Source organism: Streptomyces iranensis (assembly GCF_017874715.1).
GTDB lineage: Bacteria > Actinomycetota > Actinomycetes > Streptomycetales > Streptomycetaceae > Streptomyces > Streptomyces iranensis.
In genome coordinates, this window is sequence record NZ_JAGGLR010000014.1 from 264,781 (window position 1) to 280,451 (window position 15,671).

Sequence of the window (15,671 nt, forward strand, 5' to 3'; positions counted from 1 at the left end):
CCCAGCAGAGGAGGTGGCTCCATGGCCGAGCCCACCGCCCACCCCCCGACCACCACGGTCCGCGAGGCGGTGCTGGCACTGTGCCGCGCCACCGGGATGACGACCGTCTTCGGTAACCCCGGCTCCACCGAACTGCGGATGTTCCGCGACTGGCCCGGGGACTTCCGCTATGTGCTCGGCCTGCAGGAGTCCACCGTCGTCGCCATGGCCGCGGGCCACGCCCTGGGCACCGGGCGCGCGGCGCTGGTCAGCCTGCACTCCGCCGGGGGAGTGGGCCACTCCCTGGGGGCGGTGTTCAACGCCTACCGGGACCGGGTGCCGGTGGTGATCATCGCTGGGCAGCAGTCCCGTGCGCTGCTGCCGCTGCGGCCCTTCCTCGGCGCCGACGAACCGGCCCGGTTCCCGCGCCCTTATGTGAAGTTCAGCAGGCAGCCGGAGCGGGCCGCCGATGTGCCCGCCGCGCTCGCCGAGGCCCACCGCGTCGCCATGAGCCACCCCCGGGGCCCGGTCTTCCTCTCCGTACCGGAGGACGACTGGGACCGCTCCGCCGAGCCGGTCGCCCCGCGCACCGTGCACGGCGGCTACACCGCCGACCCCACCGCGCTCACCGGCCTCGCCCGAGCACTCGACGCCTCGGCGCGCCCCGCGCTGGTCGTCGGGCCGGGCGTGGACGACGAGCGCGCCGTACGCGAAGTGGCCGGACTGGCCGAGCGGCTACGGGCCGCGGTGTGGATCAGCCCGCTCTCCGGGCGCTCCGGCTTCGACGAACGCCACCCGCTCTTCCAGGGCTTTCTGCCACCCGTCGCCGACCAGCTGGCGGACCGGCTGGCCGCCCATGACCTGGTGGTCGCGCTCGGCGCCCCGCTGTTCACCTACCACGTGCACAGCGAGGCCCCGCCGCTGGCCGACGGCACCGAGCTGTACCACCTCGACTGCGACCCCGCGCAGGCGGCGTGGCTCCCGGTGGGCACCAGCATCGTCACCACCCTCAGGCCCGCCCTGCGCACCCTCACCGGTCTCGTCCGGTCCGCCGACCGGCCCGCGCCACCGCCGCGGCCCGCCCCCGAGCCGCTGCCGGTCACTTCGACGGGGGAGATCTCCCCCGAGCTGGTGATGGACCTGTTGCGCGAGCGGCTGCCCCGGGACACCGTGCTGGTGGAGGAGACCCCCAGCCACCGCGACGCCCTCCACGCCCGCCTCCCCATCAGCGGCGAGGGGCGCTTCCTCACCACCGGCAGCGGCGCGCTGGGCTGGGGGCTGCCGCTCGCGGTCGGCCGCGCCCTCGCGGACGGCGAACGTGTGGTGTGCGTCGTCGGCGACGGCTCGGCGCTCTACTCGGTGCAGGCCCTGTGGACCGCGGCCCGGCACCGCGCCCCGGTGAGCTACGTCCTGCTCGACAACGGCGGCTACGGCGCGGTCAAGGCGCTGGGCCACCGCATCGGCATCGCACCCGTGCCGGGCACCGACATCGGCGGCGTCGACTTCGCCGCGCTCGCCGGGTCCTTCGGCTGCCCGGCCGAACGGGTGGAGCACCCCGACCACCTCCCCAAGGCCCTCGACCGGGCCCTCGCCCTCGGTCGCGACGACGGCCCCCTGCTGCTCCAGGTCCGGGTCCCCGCCGACGACTCACCGGCGTACGAGCCCTGGGCCCGGTGAGGCGGACATGCTGCGGATCGACCGGCTCAGCCATCGCTACGGCGACGGCCCCGATGTGCTCCAGGACATCGAACTCACCGTCCCCGACGGGCAGTTGCTCACCCTCGTCGGCCCGTCCGGCTGTGGCAAGTCCACCCTGCTGCGCTGTGTCGCGGGGCTGCTCCGCCCCTCCGCCGGGCGGATCACCCTGGACGGGGAGGTGGTGGACGGCGTCCCGGACCGGCTCGGAGTGGTCTTCCAGGACTACGGCCGCTCGCTCTTCCCCTGGCTCTCGGTGCGGGAGAACGTCGCCCTTCCGCTGCGGCGGCGCGGACTGCCCCGCGCGGAACGCCATGCGGCGGCGGTGGCCATGCTGGAGCAGGTGGGCCTGGCCGACGCCGCCCGCCGCCACCCCTGGCAGCTGTCGGGCGGCATGCAGCAGCGTGTCGCGCTCGCCCGCGCCCTGGCCGCCCGGCCCGCGCTGCTGCTGATGGACGAGCCGTTCGGCGCGCTGGACGCCCAGACCCGGGAGGATCTGGAGGATCTGCTGCTGCGGTTGCACCGGGCCGAGGGAATGACGATCGTGCTGGTCACCCATGACATCGACGAGAGTGTCTATGTGGCGGACCGGGTGGTGGTGCTGGCCGCGGGGCCGGGCCGGGTGCGGGCGGACCTGCCGGTGGCGCTGCCCGCCGAACGCGACCAGATCGCCACCCGGGGACTGCCGGAGTTCATCGCGCTGCGGACGGAGGTGGGGCGCGCGGTCCGCCAGGGAGCGGCCACGCCCCCACCTCCTCGCGCCTAACGCAACGTCAGCCAGTCCACGGCGGCCACCCGGTGGCCACCCGTGGCGACGAGGTAGACGTCATGGGAGCCGGTCACCGTACGGGGGAGGCGCACCGAACGCTCCCGCCACTCGTCCGTGCCACCGGTCCCGCGCACCGGAAGCGTGGCCGCCACCGGTCCTTCGGGTGAGTCCAGGCGCAGTCGCAGGGCGCAGTCCCCGCAGCCGCCGGACGCCAGCCGCACCGTCAGCGTGTCCGCGCCCGCGCCGAAGCGCACGCCCCCGAAGCCGATCGCGTCCCCCGTTCCGAGGACCGAGGTGGCCGCCTCGCCGCGCTCGACGCCCCGCACCACCTCGGCGCGCTCCGCCTGCAGGGTGGCGGCCGCGTCGGGACCGTCGGCGTAGAGCCGGACCTCGTTCACCGCCCAGGGGCTCTCGCCCGGCCGCGTCAGTTCGATCCGCAGATAGCGGGCGGTGCGCTGCCCGAAGACCGCGTCCTGGGTGAAGGAGCGGCCGCTGACCCGGGCCACCGGCGTCCCCCAGTGCTCGCCGTCGCGGCTGACCGAGACGGTGAAGCCAGAGGGGTGTCCGGTGGCGTCAAGACCCGCGTCGATCGCCAGCCGGCCGAAGGTCTTCGCGGTGCCGAGATCCACGGTGAGGGATTGACCGGCGGCCTGGGGAGCGTCGCCCTTCCACTGGGTGGTCTGCACCCCGTCCACGGCGGCCGAGGCATCGGCGCCATCCGAGGCGGTCGCCTTCCAGCCGTCGTTGCGGACCCGGGTCTCACAGCCCGCCAGCCGGCAGCCGGACGACCAGATGGGCTCGCCGTACTCGTACGCGCCCTGGTCGGGCCCGTCGCCCCGGACCTCGCCGGTCACCCCGTCGACCTTCTCGCCCGCGTCGATGGCGGGGGAGTCCGCGCGCGGCCAGAGTTCGCCGTTGCGCGCGTCGGTGTAGCGCGGATCGGCCGGCGGCAGCAGGTTGTTCCGTACGACGGGGGCGGGGTCGCCGGGGCCGGAGACCTCCATCGGGGTGAGCGCCACGTCGTTGCTCACATACGTCCCCGTGGCGTCGGTCGCACCGCTCAGCCGGACGGCGGCGGTGGAAATGCCCGTGCCGTACGAGGAGTTGTGGTCGCGGTTGCCGAGGCTGACACTGCTGTGGCCGTTGAAGAAGGTGCCGCGGGTGCCGGTGTTGTACGCCACGTTGTGGTGCAGCAGGAAGTTGCCGGAGGAGTTGTCGATGTAGTAGCCGACCTGGCCGTCCGCGTCATGCACGGTGTTGTGGTCGACGCTGGTCCCCTTGGCGTCCAGGTTGCAGCACACATAGAACGGACTGCCGTCGCGTGAGGTGCGCATCGCCTCGGAGAGGTCGTTGTAGGCGATCCGGTTGTCGTGGAAGGGCACACCGTTCAGCTGCCAGGCGGTGTCGATGCTCGCGCGGCCGGTGCGGCGGATGGTGTTGTGGGTGACGGTCTGGCCGCTGCCGTTGATCTCGACACCGGGGGTGTAGCTGCCCATCCAGCCCACGTCGTGGATGTAGTTGCCGGTGACGGTGTTGCCGCTGCCGCGCAGCAGCACACCCGTGCCCGCGGAATAGCCGATGTCGCTGTCGCGCAGGGTGTTGCCGTGGCCGAGGATCTGGACGCCGGAGTTCAGCACCCGCGAGGCGACGATGTGACCCTCGCCGGGCGGGATGGCCAGTTCGTCGTCGCGTGGCATGGGGAGCGTGGAGAACTCCGAGATGTAGCGGGCCCGGACCCCCTCGACCAGCACACCGGTGCTGTCGGCGCCGGTACGCAGCGAGGTGCCCCACAGCTCGAGGCCGCGGACGGTGACATGCGAGCTGCGCGAGAGGTCCACGCCCCAGCTCTCGTGCTTCGCGGTCACGGTGTGGCCCGCGATACCGCCCTTGGGCGGGACCAGATAGAGGCGGCCCGCGTCCTTGTCGTAGTACCACTCACCGGGCTGGTCCAGCGTGGCCTTGGCGCCGACCAGGTAGTAGTTGCGGTAGTCCTGGTCGCCCATGCACAGCGGGGTGCAGCGGTAGTTGCCGCCCTGGAAATCGAGGGCGCCGTCCGACGTGGCGTTCACGGTGCCGGTCTGCTGGCTCCACGGGTTGGAACCGGCCCACAGATGGACGGTGGCGCCGGTGAAGTCGCCGTCCGGCAGATCCGGGTCGTCGATGTGCTGATCGGTGGAGGAGCGCTCGGCCACCGCCCAGGACGGATTGAGCGGATCGGAGCCTGAGTTGGGCCAGCGGCCCTCCATGGCGCGCTCGCCGTCCAGGAACAGCGCGTTCTCGCTGCGGTCGAGCGGGAGCTTCACATCGGCGGCCACCAGACCGCCGCCCGCGTCCTGCCACCCGGTCACCGCTCGCGTCCCGTCGACGGTGACCGGCCCGTCCCCGTATGCCGCCAGGGTGACCGGGGCGTCGGCGCGGCCCGAGGGCGGGGCGACCCGCTCGCGGTAGTTCCCGCGGTGGATCAGACAGGTGTCCCCGGGCCCGACCTGCTCGGTGCAGCGGCCGATGGTGCGGAACGGATGGCGCGGGCTGCCGCTGTCGCGGTCGGCGCCCCAGGTGGCGACGTGATACGTACGCCCCTGCTGCCCCTGCCCGCCCTGCGCCGTCGCGGTGCCCGGTAATGCCGCGGTGAAGACGGCCATCGCCGCGGCGACGGCCAGGGATATGCGCCTGAGCGTGGGTCTCATCTACCGCCTCCAGTGTTCAGGGTCGACCGAAACCTAGGAGAAACATCGGATGAGGTCAACGGATGGAGGCGAATTCAAGGTCAGGATTGCGGAGATTCTAGGAGACAGATCCGATGTCTGCTTCTGTAAGTCGACTTATTGACAATGGCGCGTCCGCTCGTCGAACGGGCAGGTGCTGGTTGCGGTTGAGGGCGTGGCCGTCCCGCCGGACCCGGTCCAACAGTCAGCCGTCCTCGGGCAGGTACGGGCCGGCGAGCGTGACGCCGGCCCGTACCAGGGCGCGGGCCGGCTCATCGCCCGTCCATCATCTCCTGGATCATCTGGGCCTCCGGGATGTTGGACACCGAAAGCCCCGAGGCGCTGACCCCGCCCACCGCGATGAGGGCGGTGTCCGCGCTCACCCCGGAGGTGTCGGGGAAGCGGATCGGGCCGATGGTGACCAGCGCGGTGGTCCGGCAGCCGCCGCCGAGGACGAACAGATCGCGCAGGGCCTGAACCGGGACCATCCCCGGCACCCGGCTTCGTACGGGCCCATCTGGGCAGCGCCCCACGGCAAGACCGAGGCGTGGTTCGTGGTGGACGCGGCCCCGGGCGCCGACATCCGCATGGGTTCGAGCCGCGCGCCGGCCGCCGTGGACCGCGCGGGTGTGGACGCCGCCGCGCTCGCCCGGCTGCGCGGACCCGGCGCGGGCGTGGCCTCCGGTGCCAGTGTGCTGCCACCGGAGGCCGGGAGCTCCTTCCGGGCCGAGCTGTGCCGGGGCGAGCCGACGGCCGCGCTGGACCCGGGGTTCTCGGTACTGGTGGTCCTCGACGGCGCCGGGACGCTCGGCCATGAGCGGGGACGCCCGCTGCCCGTGAGCGCTGGGCAGACCGTGCTGATTCCGTACGCCGCGGGGCACACCGAGCTGTCCGGGCCGGTGAGCGCCCTGCGCTGCCGCCCGCCCGCGCCCGGCCCGCCCGCGCCCGGCCCGGCGGGCTGATCGCCGTTCTCCCAAGGACCCGGCCTCCCGGCGGGTCCGTCAATCAGTTGCTTTATTTAATTCACGCGTTTTAGAGTGGCCGCGACAGCTCACAGGAACCACGGAGACCGGAGGCCACGGTGACCGACGCACGCACCGTCCGCTCCGCCGGGACCCGCGAGGCCATCATGGCCGCGGCGGAGCGGCTCTACGCCGAGCACGGCCTGGTCGCGGTGTCGAACCGGCAGATCAGCGAGGCGGCCGGACAGGGCAATGTCGCCGCGGTCGGCTATCACTTCGGCACCAGGGCGGATCTGGTGCACGCCATCATGCGCAAACACTCCGAGGCGATCGAGGAGATCCGACAGCGGCTGGTGGAGGAGACCCGCGGCAGCGAGGAGGTCCGGGGCTGGGTCGCCTGCCTGGTGTGCCCCGCCACCGAGCATCTGGCCACCCTGGGCGTCCCTTCCTGGTACGCCCGGTTCGCCGTCCAGGTGATGACCGACCCCGTGCTGCGGGCGATCGTCACCGACGAGGCCCTCACCCGGGAGCCGCTGCGGGAGACCCTCTACGGCCTGGGCGGCTGCCTGGACGCGCTGCCCGCCGAGGTGCGGGCCGAACGCGGCGACATGGCCCGCCAGTTGATCACCCACACCTGTGCCGAACGGGAGCGCGCCCTCGCCGAGGGGACCAGTACGCGCCAGCCGTCCTGGGACGACACGGCCGGCGCGCTCACCGACGCCATCACCGGTCTGCTCCTCGCCCCCGTCACCCGCCGTTCCCCAGCCGAGGAGGCCCGGACATGAAGATCACCGTCGACGAGGAGAGGTGCTGCGGCGCGGGCCAGTGTGTGCTCATCGCGCCCGAGGCGTTCGACCAGCGAGAGGAGGACGGCATCGTCGTGCTGCTCGACGCCGAGCCCGCCGAGGGGCATCACACGGCCGTCCGGGAGGCCGCGAGCGTCTGCCCGGCCACCGCGATCCAGCTGAGCGAGTCTCCGGACTGATCAACGGGGCCCCACCGCCGACCGACCCTCGGAGGAAGACCATGACCACCTCGCCCGTGGCCGACGACGCGTCGGCCGAGATCCCCGCCTTCCCCCAGCCGCGCGCCGCGGTCTGCCCCTTCGACCCGTCCCCGGAGCTGCGCGGGCTGGCGAGCTGGGGCCCGCTGACCCGGGTCCGGTCCTGGAACGACAGCACCCCCTGGGCGGTGACCGGCCACGCCGAGCAGAGGACCCTGCTCTCCGACCCCCGGCTCAGCGCCGACTTCTCCCACCCCGGCTTCCCGAGCCCCGTTCCCCACACGGGCGGCGAACGGCCGTCCACCGACCTGAGCTTCGTCGGCATGGACGATCCGGAGCACGCCCGGCTGCGCCGCATGGTCAGCGGTGCCTTCACCATCAAGCGGGTGGAGGCGATGCGCCCGGTCGTGCAGGAGATGGTGGACGACTTCATCACCCGGATGCTGGCCGGGCCCAAACCGGCCGATCTGGTCCAGGCGCTGGCGCTGCCGCTTCCGTCGCTGGTCATCTCCGAGCTGCTGGGCGTCCCGTACGAGGACCATGAGTTCTTCCAGACCAACAGCAAGGTTCTCGTCTCCGCCGTGGCCACGCCCGAGGAGCGGGCCGCCGCGCACACCAATCTGTACGGGTATCTGGACCAGTTGGTGGGGGAGAAGCTCGCCCGGCCCGGTGACGATCTGCTCTCCGGGCTCGCCCAGCAGATCACGGCGGGCGAGCTGACCCGCCGTGAGGCCGCCGCGATGGGTGTGCTGCTGCTCCTCGGCGGCCACGAGACCACGGCCAACATGATCACCATGGGGACGCTGCTGCTGCTCCAGCACCCCGAACAGCTCGCTCGCGTCCGCGAGGCCGACGACCCCAAGGTGATCGTCTCCGCGGTGGAGGAACTCCTGCGCTACCTCAGCGTCGTCCACCTCGGACGCCGCCGGACGGCACTGGAGGACATCGAGATCGCCGGCCGGACCATCCGGGCCGGTGAGGGGGTGATCCTCCTCGGCGAACTCGCCAACCGGGACCCGGCCGTCTTCCCGGACCCGGACCGGTTGGACATCGGCCGGGACGCCCGCCACCACCAGGCGTTCGGCGTGGGCACCCACCACTGTCTCGGCCAGCCGCTGGCCCGGATGGAGCTCCAGGTGGTCTACCCCACCCTGTTCCGCCGCGTCCCCACCCTGCGGATGGCGGCAGACGTGGCGGACATCCCGTTCAAGTACGACGCGGTGATCTACGGAGTGTACGAACTCCCCGTCACCTGGTAGCCGTTCCGGCCTCGGGCCTTGAGCAGCGGTGGAACGGCCGGGACCTCCGGCGCGGCGCCGATGTCCCCGGGCGTCAGCATGAACTCCTCGGGGTAGGCGTCGCGCCGGGTGCGCCGTGCGGGCTCGCTGGTGCGCCACATGTACAGGCACCGTGCGCACTGGAGCACCTCCCAGACGCCGGGGACGGGGGAGCCGGTGATGTGCTCGATCGTCTCGTGGGCACAGCGCGGGCACAGGGAGGCCGGGCGCGGGGGAGTGGTGTCGGACATCCGAAGTCCTTCCATGAGGTGGGGTCGGGCGGTGTGGTGTGCTCAGCGGGCGGCGGTGAGCTGCCGCAGCCGGGCCAGCCACTCGGCAGTCTCGGGCAGATCGCGCACCTGAGTGCCGTAGTTGCCGCGGTTGTCGGGGGCGACGGGAGTGGTGGCGTCGATGACGAGCTTGTCGGTGATACCGGGCGTGATGGCCTGCGGGGCCAGCTCCAGCACCGACAGATTGGGGATCCGTACCAGATCGCCCGCCGGGTTCATCTTCGTGGACAGCGCCCACATCACCTGGGGGAGGTCGAACGGGTCGACGTCCTCGTCCACCACGATCACGGTGGCGGCGTAGCCGAGGCCGTGCGGTGTGGTCAGCACCCGCATGCCGACGGCCTTGGCGAAGCCGCCGTAGCGCTTCTTGGTGGACACGATGACCACCAGCCCGTGGGTGTACATCGCGTTGACCGCCTGGACCTCGGGGAAGTCGCGGCGCAGCTGCTTGTACAGCGGTACACAGGTGTTGGCGGCGATCAGATAGTCCACCTCGGTCCACGGCATGCCGAGGTAGAGGTGCTCGAAGATGGGGGCCGTGCGGTAGGAGATCCGGTCGATGCGGATGACCGGCATGTTCCGGCCGCCGGAGTAGTGGCCGGTGAACTCGCCGAACGGCCCCTCGATCTCCCGCTTGCGGCCCTCGACGACGCCCTCGATGACCACCTCGCTGCCCCACGGCACCGGCAGCCCGGTGAGCGGGGCCCGGGAGACCGGGGCGGGGGCGCCGCGCAGGGCACCGGCCAGCTCGTACTCGTTCTGCTCGTACTCCATCGGGGTGGAGGCCACGATGGAGATCACCGGCTCATTGCCGAGCGCGATGGCCACGGGCAGATCCTCGCCCCGCTCCTCGGCGGCGTGCAGATGCTGGGCGATGTCATGCATCGGCACCGGCTGGATGGCGAGCGTGCGCCTGCCCTTGACCTCGATGCGGTAGATGCCGACGTTCTGCTTGCCGCTGTGCTCGGGGTCGGCGGGGTCCTTGGAGATCACGGCCGCCTTGTCGATGTAGAAGCCGCCGTCGCCGTCGTTGAGCCGGATCAGCGGAAGCACCCGGAAGATATCGGCGTCCTCGCCCTCCAGGGTGTTCTCGGCCCACACCGGGTTCTCGCGCCACTCGGGAGCGACCGGGAAGGTGTCCCAGCGGCGGATGAACTCCTCCACCTGCTCCTTGGTGCCGGTTTCCTTGGGCAGGCCGAGCGCGAGCGCGTGATTGGCCCAGGAGCCGTGCACATTGAGCGCGATCCGCGCGTCGGTGAAGCCCTTGACGCGGTCGAAGTACAGGGCGGGGGCGTGGCCGCCCAGGCGCGGGGCGGCGTTCGCGGCGGCGGCGATGTCCGGCTCGGGCATCACCTCGTCGTCGATGTGCAGCAGCTGACCCTCCTTCCGGAGGGTGTCGAGGAAGCCGCGGAAGTCGTCGTGGGCCATGGGAACTCCAAGGGGGTGAGGGGTGGGGGAATCAGGCGGCGGTGGGCTTCGGGCCGCGGGCCGCGCGCATGCCTTCCCACCGCTTGGCGGCGGGCGCGGGCAGGTCGAACTGGTCGAGGAGGCGGGCCGTGAGGTGGTCGACGATGTCGTCCACCGACCGGGGGTGGTTGTAGAAGGCGGGCATGGGCGGGACCATCCGCACGCCCATCCGGGAGAGCGCCAGCATGTTCTCGAGGTGGATCTCGCTGAGCGGGGTCTCCCTCGGTACGAGGACGAGCCGGCGCCGCTCCTTGAGGACCACGTCCGCGGCGCGGCCCACCAGCCCGTCCGCGTAGCCGGCGCGGATCCCGGCGAGGGTCTTCATCGAGCACGGCGCGATGATCATGCCGTCGGTGCGGAAGGAGCCGGAGGAGATGGTGGCGCCCTGGTCCTCGGGGGAGTGGGTCACATCGGCGAGCCCGGCCACCTCGCGGGCGGATCGGCCGGTCTCCAGCTCGATCGTGGTGCGTGCCCAGCGGCTGAGCACCAGATGGGTCTCCACCTCGGGCAGTTCGGCCAGCGTCTCCAGCAGCCGGACGCCGAACACGGCACCCGTTGCTCCTGTCATGCCCACGATCAATCGCACGGCGGCGCGCTCCCTCGGCTGCTTCGGATGGAATGCTCTCGGCGAAAGGGGAAGCGGTGACCGCGGGGACTCTTTCGGTCACCCGTTCACCACAACGCACTCCACGCTAGATGCGGACCAGGACACACCAGCCGTACACTGAAGACGCGCTATGGACAGAAACGGACACCGTGATGTCACCGAGGTTCCGTTCCGGCCCTCCGTGGGAGCCCCGCCGGGAGCGGCCGTCCTGGACTTCCCCGGACTCGCCGCCCGCGCCCGGAGCCATGGCCTCGATGTCCACGCCCCGATGCGGCTCGCCTTCCACCAGCTGATCACCGTGCGCTCCGGGACGCTGCGCTGCTCGGTGGACTTCACCGAGCACGAGCTGACCGAGGGCGGCTGGATGTGGGTGCGCCCCGGACAGATCCACCAGTTCCGGTCCGCCCTCGGCGCGGCGGACGGCACCGCCGTGCTCTTCCCGTCCGGCTATCTCGGCGCCGCCACCGCCGCGGTCGCCCGGCTGGACCGGCCCGCGCCCCGGTCCCCGCTGATGATGCCCGAGGGCGCCGACGCCGAGGCCGTCCGTGGCGTCCTGGACCTGCTGGAGCGCGCGTACCGGACGGTGTCCGGGCCGCTGGAGGCGCATGTCGAGGTGGTGCGCCACCTCGTCGCCGTCCTCGTGCTGCGGCTGGCTCATCTGCCCGGCGCCCAGAGCGGGGACACGGCGGGCAGCGAGGCGTTCCGCCGCTTCCAGCAGGCCGTGGAGCGCGACTACGCCCGCACCCACCGGGTGGAGGACTACGCGGACCGGCTGGGCTACAGCGTCCGCACGCTGACCCGGGCCACCCACGCCACCGTGGGATGCGGCGCCAAGCGGTTCATCGACGACCGGGTGCTGCTCGAGGCCAAGCGGCTGCTGGTGCACACCGATCTGTCCGCCACGGCCATCGGCGAGCGGCTGGGCTTCCCGGACGCCACCATCTTCACCAAGTTCTTCCGGCGGCGCTCGGGCGAGACCCCGGCCGGGTTCCGCATCCGCGCCTCGGGCGCGCGGCGCTGACGGCCCGAGCGCCATATGTGATGTTGACGGCCCGAGCGCCACATGTGATGGGGAGAAACGCCGCGCGCCCGCCCGGCGGGGAGCCGGACGGGCGCGTGACGAGGGGCCGGTGGCGGAGGCTCAGTCCGCCGAGAGCGCGGGGTCGCTCATCCCCGCTCGGCCGGTCTCCACATGCCCGGCCAGCCGGCGCAGATAGCCGCTGTCGTGGTCGGAGACCACCGACAGGTCGTACCACTGGTGGCTGCGCCCGGTCCGTGCGGTGTGCGCCACCCGCGCGCCCGGCAGGAGCCGGTAGTCCACCGGCTTCTCCTGGTGGTAGCCGTCCGTGACGGTGAGCCGCACCGTCGCGTTGCCCTGGTTGACGAGGGTCAGCTCGACCTCCCCGGTCGCCCGGTCGTGACGGGCGCTCACCTCGGGGCCTTCGCCGGTGGCGTGGCCGGTGGAGTGGCGCAGGAAACCGGCCGGACCGTGCACCTGGAGGTCATAGGCGCCGTTGTCCGCCGAGGAGCGCTGCCAGTTGCCGGACAGCCGCTTGCCCGCCTCGACGGTGTAGCCCCACGGCCCGCCCTCATGGCTCGCGGAGGTCACGTGGAAGTGCGCGGCGGTGCCCGTGCCGTGGTGGACGAAGTCGACCCGCAGACCGCCGTCGGCGCCGGTCGTGGCATCGGCCGACAGGTCGTACGGCAGCGGCCTGGCAGGGCGCAGCCCGGACTCCTGCCGGGGCAGCGAGGGATTCGCCGGGAGCGCCGGTACGTAGTCCGGGTGCCGCTCGTTGTCCTTGGGCCGGTAGCCGCTGGTGTCCGGCAGGGCCGGGACCTTCACATCGGTCCGGGAGAAGTCGAAGGCCTCGGTCAGGTCGCCGCACACCGCCCGCCGCCACGGCGAGATGTTCGGCTCCTCGACGCCGAAGCGCCGTTCCATGAGCCGGATGACCGAGGTGTGGTCCAGTGTCTGCGAGCACACCCAGCCGCCCTTGCTCCACGGCGACACCACCAGCATCGGCACCCGCTGCCCCAGCCCGTACGGGCCCGCGGGCTGCGCGGAGGAGCCGGGGTACAGCTCCCCGGTGGTGTCCACGGTGGAGGCGCCCCGCTCGGCGGCGGGCGCGTACGGCGGCACCACGTGGTCGAAGAAGCCGTCGTTCTCGTCGTAGGTGATGAGCAGCGCGGTCCTGCTCCACACCTCGGGGTCGGAGGTGAGCGCGTCCAGCACCTGGGCGACGTACCAGGCACCGTAGTTGGCGGGCCAGTTGGGGTGCTCGGTGAAGGCTTCGGGGGCCGCGATCCAGGAGATCTGCGGCAGCTTCCCGGCCTGCACATCGGCGCGCAGGACGTCGAAGAAGCCGTCGCCGTATCTGGCGTCGGTACCGGTGCGGGCCTTGTCGTACAGCGGGTCGCCGGGCTTGGCGTCGCGGTACTGGTTGAAGTACAGCAGCGAGTTGTCGCCGTAGTTGCCGCGGTAGGCGTCGTCGATCCAGCCCCAGCCGCCCTCGGCGTCGAGCCCGTCGCCGATGTCCTGGTAGATCTTCCAGGAGACCCCGGCCTGCTCCAGGCGCTCGGGGTAGGTGGTCCAGCCGTAGCCGGCCTCCGCGTTGTCCAGCACCGGGCCGCCGCCCTTGCCGTCATTCCCGGTGTAACCGGACCACAGGTAGTAGCGGTTGGGGTCCGTGGAGCCGATGAGCGAGCAGTGGTAGGCGTCGCAGATGGTGAAGGCGTCGGCCAGCGCGTAGTGGAACGGAATGTCCTCGCGGGTCAGATACGCCATGGTGGTGGCCGACTTCGACGGGACCCACTTGTCGTACGCGCCGTCGTTGAACGCCACATGGCCGTCGCCCCAGCCGTGCGGCAGATCCTGGAGGAACTGCAGTCCGAGGTCGTTCACCTCGGGACGGAACGGCAGGACCTCCTTGGAGCCGTCGGACTGGTGCCACACCGGCTTGCCGCCCGGCAGCCGCACCGGCCGCGGATCGCCGAATCCCCGTACCCCGCGCAGGGTGCCGAAGTAGTGGTCGAAGGAACGGTTCTCCTGCATCAGTACGACGATGTGCTCGATGTCCCGCAGGCTTCCGGTCCGGCGGTTCGCCGGAATCTCCGCGGCGCGCGCGATGCTGGCGGAGAGCAGGGACATCGCCGTGCCGGTACCGGCGAGTTGCATGAATCTTCGACGGTCTATGGAGGTCATGACGCTCCGGTCTCCTGTGGCGTTCGAAGGGAAGCGGGGGAACCGGTGCAGTCTCTTCCGCCAAGACGGTACGGACAACGGCACTGGGGCGAAACGGCGGGAAAGCCTCCGTAAATCTTGGTCGTGGGCCGAATCCTTGCCGCGGGCCCTCCCGCATGCCCATACGGCCATGAACCGGACCGATGTGACGTACGACGCACCGGATGAACCGGCATCCATGGAGACGAACTCCGTTTCGCCATGCCGAGGAAGGGCACGCGAACAGTGTGCTTCGGACCGGAGGCACGCCATGGGAGCAGCCCGGCTGCGAACGGCGTGTCCACGGTCGCCCGAGTTGTCCGGATTGCCAGAGCCTGTGGTGACACCGACGACAGCCCAAGGGAGACCGCCCATGACGTCCGTACGAGCACACCCCCGAACACACCCCAAGCACGCACACGACGACGCCCCCGACACCTCCGCCGACTTCCGCCGGATCGCCGACCTGCCGGACGGTCAGGAGAGGGAGGCCCTGCGGCAGGATGTCGTCCGGGCCTGGATGCCGATGGCCGAGCGCATCGCCTCACAGTTCCGCAACCGCGGTGAAAGCTCCGAGGATCTGCGGCAGGTGGCCATGGTCGGCCTGGTCAAGGCGGTCAAGCGCTATGAGCCGGACCGGGGTTCGGCCTTCGAGAGCTACGCCGTCCCGACCGTGGTCGGGGAGGTCAAGCGGCACTTCCGCGACCACATGTGGGGCCTGCACGTCCCGCGCCGGGTCCAGGAGCTGCGCAACCGGGTCCGCACCGCCATCCAGGAGCTGACCCGCTCACCGGACGACCGTTCACCCAGCGTCAAGGACATCGCCCGGCACACCGGCATGACCGAGGAGGACGTCCTCGTCGGCATGGAGGCGATCGACAGCTTCCGCACGCTGTCGCTGGACGCCGCACTGCGTGGCGCCGACGACGGCTACGCACTGGTGGACACCCTCGGCGCCACCGAGACCTCCTACGAGCGGGTGGTCCAGCGCGAATCCCTCAAGCCGTGCCTGCGCAGGCTTCCCGAGCGCGAGCGGGAGATCCTCTATCTGCGATTCTTCTGCGACGAGACCCAGAGCCGGATCGCCGATCGGCTCGGCATCTCCCAGATGCATGTCTCCCGGCTCATCAACCGCACCTGCGCCCGCCTGGGCCAGGAGGTCGGCGCCCGTGCCGCGTGACGCCCACGCCCCCGGCGGCCCGTGTGACGCCCACGCCCCCGGCGGCCACGGCCGCGTGCCCGGACGCCGTGAGCGGGGCGCGTCTCATCAGCCGCCCGATCAGCCGCCCGGCCCCGCTCCCCGCTCCCCGGCCCGCTCCTCGGCGCATACGACGCACAGCTCCGCGTGGGGCAGGGCCAGCGCCCGCTCCCGGCCCTGAGGCCGGCCGCACCGCGTGCAGATCCCGAAGGATCCGCCGCGCAGCCGGTCCAGCGCCGCGACGGTCCGCTCCAGCAGGGCCGCGTCCGTCTCCGCTCGCGAGTGCAGCTCCCTGAGCGTCACGGCCTTGGCCCCGGTGTCCGCGGCGTCGAGATCGCAGTCCGCGCGCAGCGCCGACGCGGTCTCCTCGTTCCGGGCGAGCCGCGACCGCAGCCGGTCCGCCTGCTCCGACAGCCGGACCGCGGCCTCCTCCAGGTCCCCGGGCCGCAGCGGGCTCTCACCCGTCTCCGCTCTGTTCATCCGCCGCACCTCCCTGTGC

General features: G+C 72.0%; 15 protein-coding genes. 8 read left to right on the plus strand and 7 right to left on the minus strand.

Going from position 1 to position 15,671, the window contains the following annotated elements; all coding sequences use genetic code 11:
• The first annotated feature begins 21 nt into the window (after positions 1-21).
• Together mdlC and J2Z30_RS26110 are read left to right on the plus strand one after the other, a co-directional pair.
• Positions 22-1,656 carry a benzoylformate decarboxylase gene (mdlC, locus tag J2Z30_RS26105; RefSeq protein WP_044580153.1) on the plus strand — a complete coding sequence of 545 codons (1,635 nt, stop codon included), beginning with the start codon at positions 22-24 and terminating at the stop codon, positions 1,654-1,656.
• Positions 1,657-1,663: 7 nt separating this feature from the next.
• Positions 1,664-2,440, plus strand: a complete 777-nt coding sequence (locus tag J2Z30_RS26110) for an ABC transporter ATP-binding protein (RefSeq protein ID WP_044580154.1) — start codon at positions 1,664-1,666, stop codon at positions 2,438-2,440.
• Here the strand turns inward: J2Z30_RS26110 and J2Z30_RS26115 are convergent.
• Both J2Z30_RS26115 and J2Z30_RS26120 read right to left on the minus strand, forming a co-directional pair.
• Complete coding sequence (locus tag J2Z30_RS26115) at positions 2,437-5,130, minus strand: carbohydrate-binding protein (protein WP_044580155.1); 2,694 nt, start codon at positions 5,128-5,130, stop codon at positions 2,437-2,439. The genes J2Z30_RS26110 and J2Z30_RS26115 overlap by 4 nt on opposite strands.
• A 290-nt stretch (positions 5,131-5,420) precedes the next feature.
• On the minus strand, positions 5,421-5,636 hold the full coding sequence (locus J2Z30_RS26120; RefSeq protein WP_044580156.1) for a DeoR/GlpR family DNA-binding transcription regulator: 216 nt from the start codon (positions 5,634-5,636) through the stop codon (positions 5,421-5,423).
• A 66-nt stretch (positions 5,637-5,702) separates the two neighbouring features.
• Here J2Z30_RS26120 and J2Z30_RS26125 point away from each other — a divergent pair, with 66 nt between their 5' ends.
• The 4 genes from J2Z30_RS26125 (at position 5,703) to J2Z30_RS26140 (ending at position 8,372) form a co-directional block, all read left to right on the plus strand.
• Positions 5,703-6,110 (plus strand): hypothetical protein, encoded by a 408-nt coding sequence (locus J2Z30_RS26125; protein WP_107073437.1) that lies wholly within the window; start codon positions 5,703-5,705, stop codon positions 6,108-6,110.
• A gap of 167 nt (positions 6,111-6,277) precedes the next feature.
• Complete coding sequence (locus tag J2Z30_RS26130; RefSeq protein WP_044582473.1) at positions 6,278-6,895, plus strand: TetR/AcrR family transcriptional regulator; 618 nt, start codon at positions 6,278-6,280, stop codon at positions 6,893-6,895.
• Positions 6,892-7,095, plus strand: a complete 204-nt coding sequence (locus J2Z30_RS26135) for a ferredoxin (protein ID WP_044580157.1) — start codon at positions 6,892-6,894, stop codon at positions 7,093-7,095. The genes J2Z30_RS26130 and J2Z30_RS26135 overlap by 4 nt, the downstream gene beginning before the upstream one ends.
• A 41-nt stretch (positions 7,096-7,136) precedes the next feature.
• A complete protein-coding gene (locus tag J2Z30_RS26140; protein WP_044580158.1) occupies positions 7,137-8,372 on the plus strand; it encodes a cytochrome P450 in 1,236 nt (411 codons plus the stop codon).
• Here J2Z30_RS26140 and J2Z30_RS26145 read toward each other — a convergent pair.
• Genes J2Z30_RS26145 through J2Z30_RS26155 form a run of 3 tightly spaced genes read right to left on the minus strand, consistent with a single transcriptional unit; the run spans position 8,339 to position 10,733 of the window.
• Positions 8,339-8,641 carry a non-oxidative hydroxyarylic acid decarboxylases subunit D gene (locus J2Z30_RS26145; protein ID WP_044580159.1) on the minus strand — a complete coding sequence of 101 codons (303 nt, stop codon included), beginning with the start codon at positions 8,639-8,641 and terminating at the stop codon, positions 8,339-8,341. The genes J2Z30_RS26140 and J2Z30_RS26145 overlap by 34 nt on opposite strands.
• 42 nt (positions 8,642-8,683) lie before the next feature.
• Complete coding sequence (locus J2Z30_RS26150; RefSeq protein WP_044580160.1) at positions 8,684-10,108, minus strand: non-oxidative hydroxyarylic acid decarboxylases subunit C; 1,425 nt, start codon at positions 10,106-10,108, stop codon at positions 8,684-8,686.
• 31 nt (positions 10,109-10,139) lie between these two features.
• A complete protein-coding gene (locus J2Z30_RS26155) occupies positions 10,140-10,733 on the minus strand; it encodes a non-oxidative hydroxyarylic acid decarboxylases subunit B (RefSeq protein WP_044580161.1) in 594 nt (197 codons plus the stop codon).
• 151 nt (positions 10,734-10,884) lie between these two features.
• Between J2Z30_RS26155 and J2Z30_RS26160 the strand changes: the two genes are divergently transcribed.
• Positions 10,885-11,775: a helix-turn-helix transcriptional regulator gene (locus J2Z30_RS26160; protein WP_044580162.1), complete on the plus strand. Its 891-nt coding sequence runs from the start codon at positions 10,885-10,887 to the stop codon at positions 11,773-11,775.
• A 120-nt stretch (positions 11,776-11,895) separates the two neighbouring features.
• Here J2Z30_RS26160 and J2Z30_RS26165 read toward each other — a convergent pair whose 3' ends face one another.
• Positions 11,896-13,956, minus strand: a complete 2,061-nt coding sequence (locus tag J2Z30_RS26165) for a phosphocholine-specific phospholipase C (protein WP_044580163.1) — start codon at positions 13,954-13,956, stop codon at positions 11,896-11,898.
• Positions 13,957-14,347: 391 nt separating this feature from the next.
• Between J2Z30_RS26165 and J2Z30_RS26170 the strand changes: the two genes are divergently transcribed.
• Positions 14,348-15,154 carry a SigB/SigF/SigG family RNA polymerase sigma factor gene (locus tag J2Z30_RS26170; RefSeq protein ID WP_044580164.1) on the plus strand — a complete coding sequence of 269 codons (807 nt, stop codon included), beginning with the start codon at positions 14,348-14,350 and terminating at the stop codon, positions 15,152-15,154.
• Between the two features lie 99 nt (positions 15,155-15,253).
• Here J2Z30_RS26170 and J2Z30_RS26175 read toward each other — a convergent pair whose 3' ends face one another.
• Positions 15,254-15,652 (minus strand): TraR/DksA family transcriptional regulator, encoded by a 399-nt coding sequence (locus tag J2Z30_RS26175; protein ID WP_044580165.1) that lies wholly within the window; start codon positions 15,650-15,652, stop codon positions 15,254-15,256.
• Positions 15,653-15,671 lie beyond the last annotated feature (19 nt).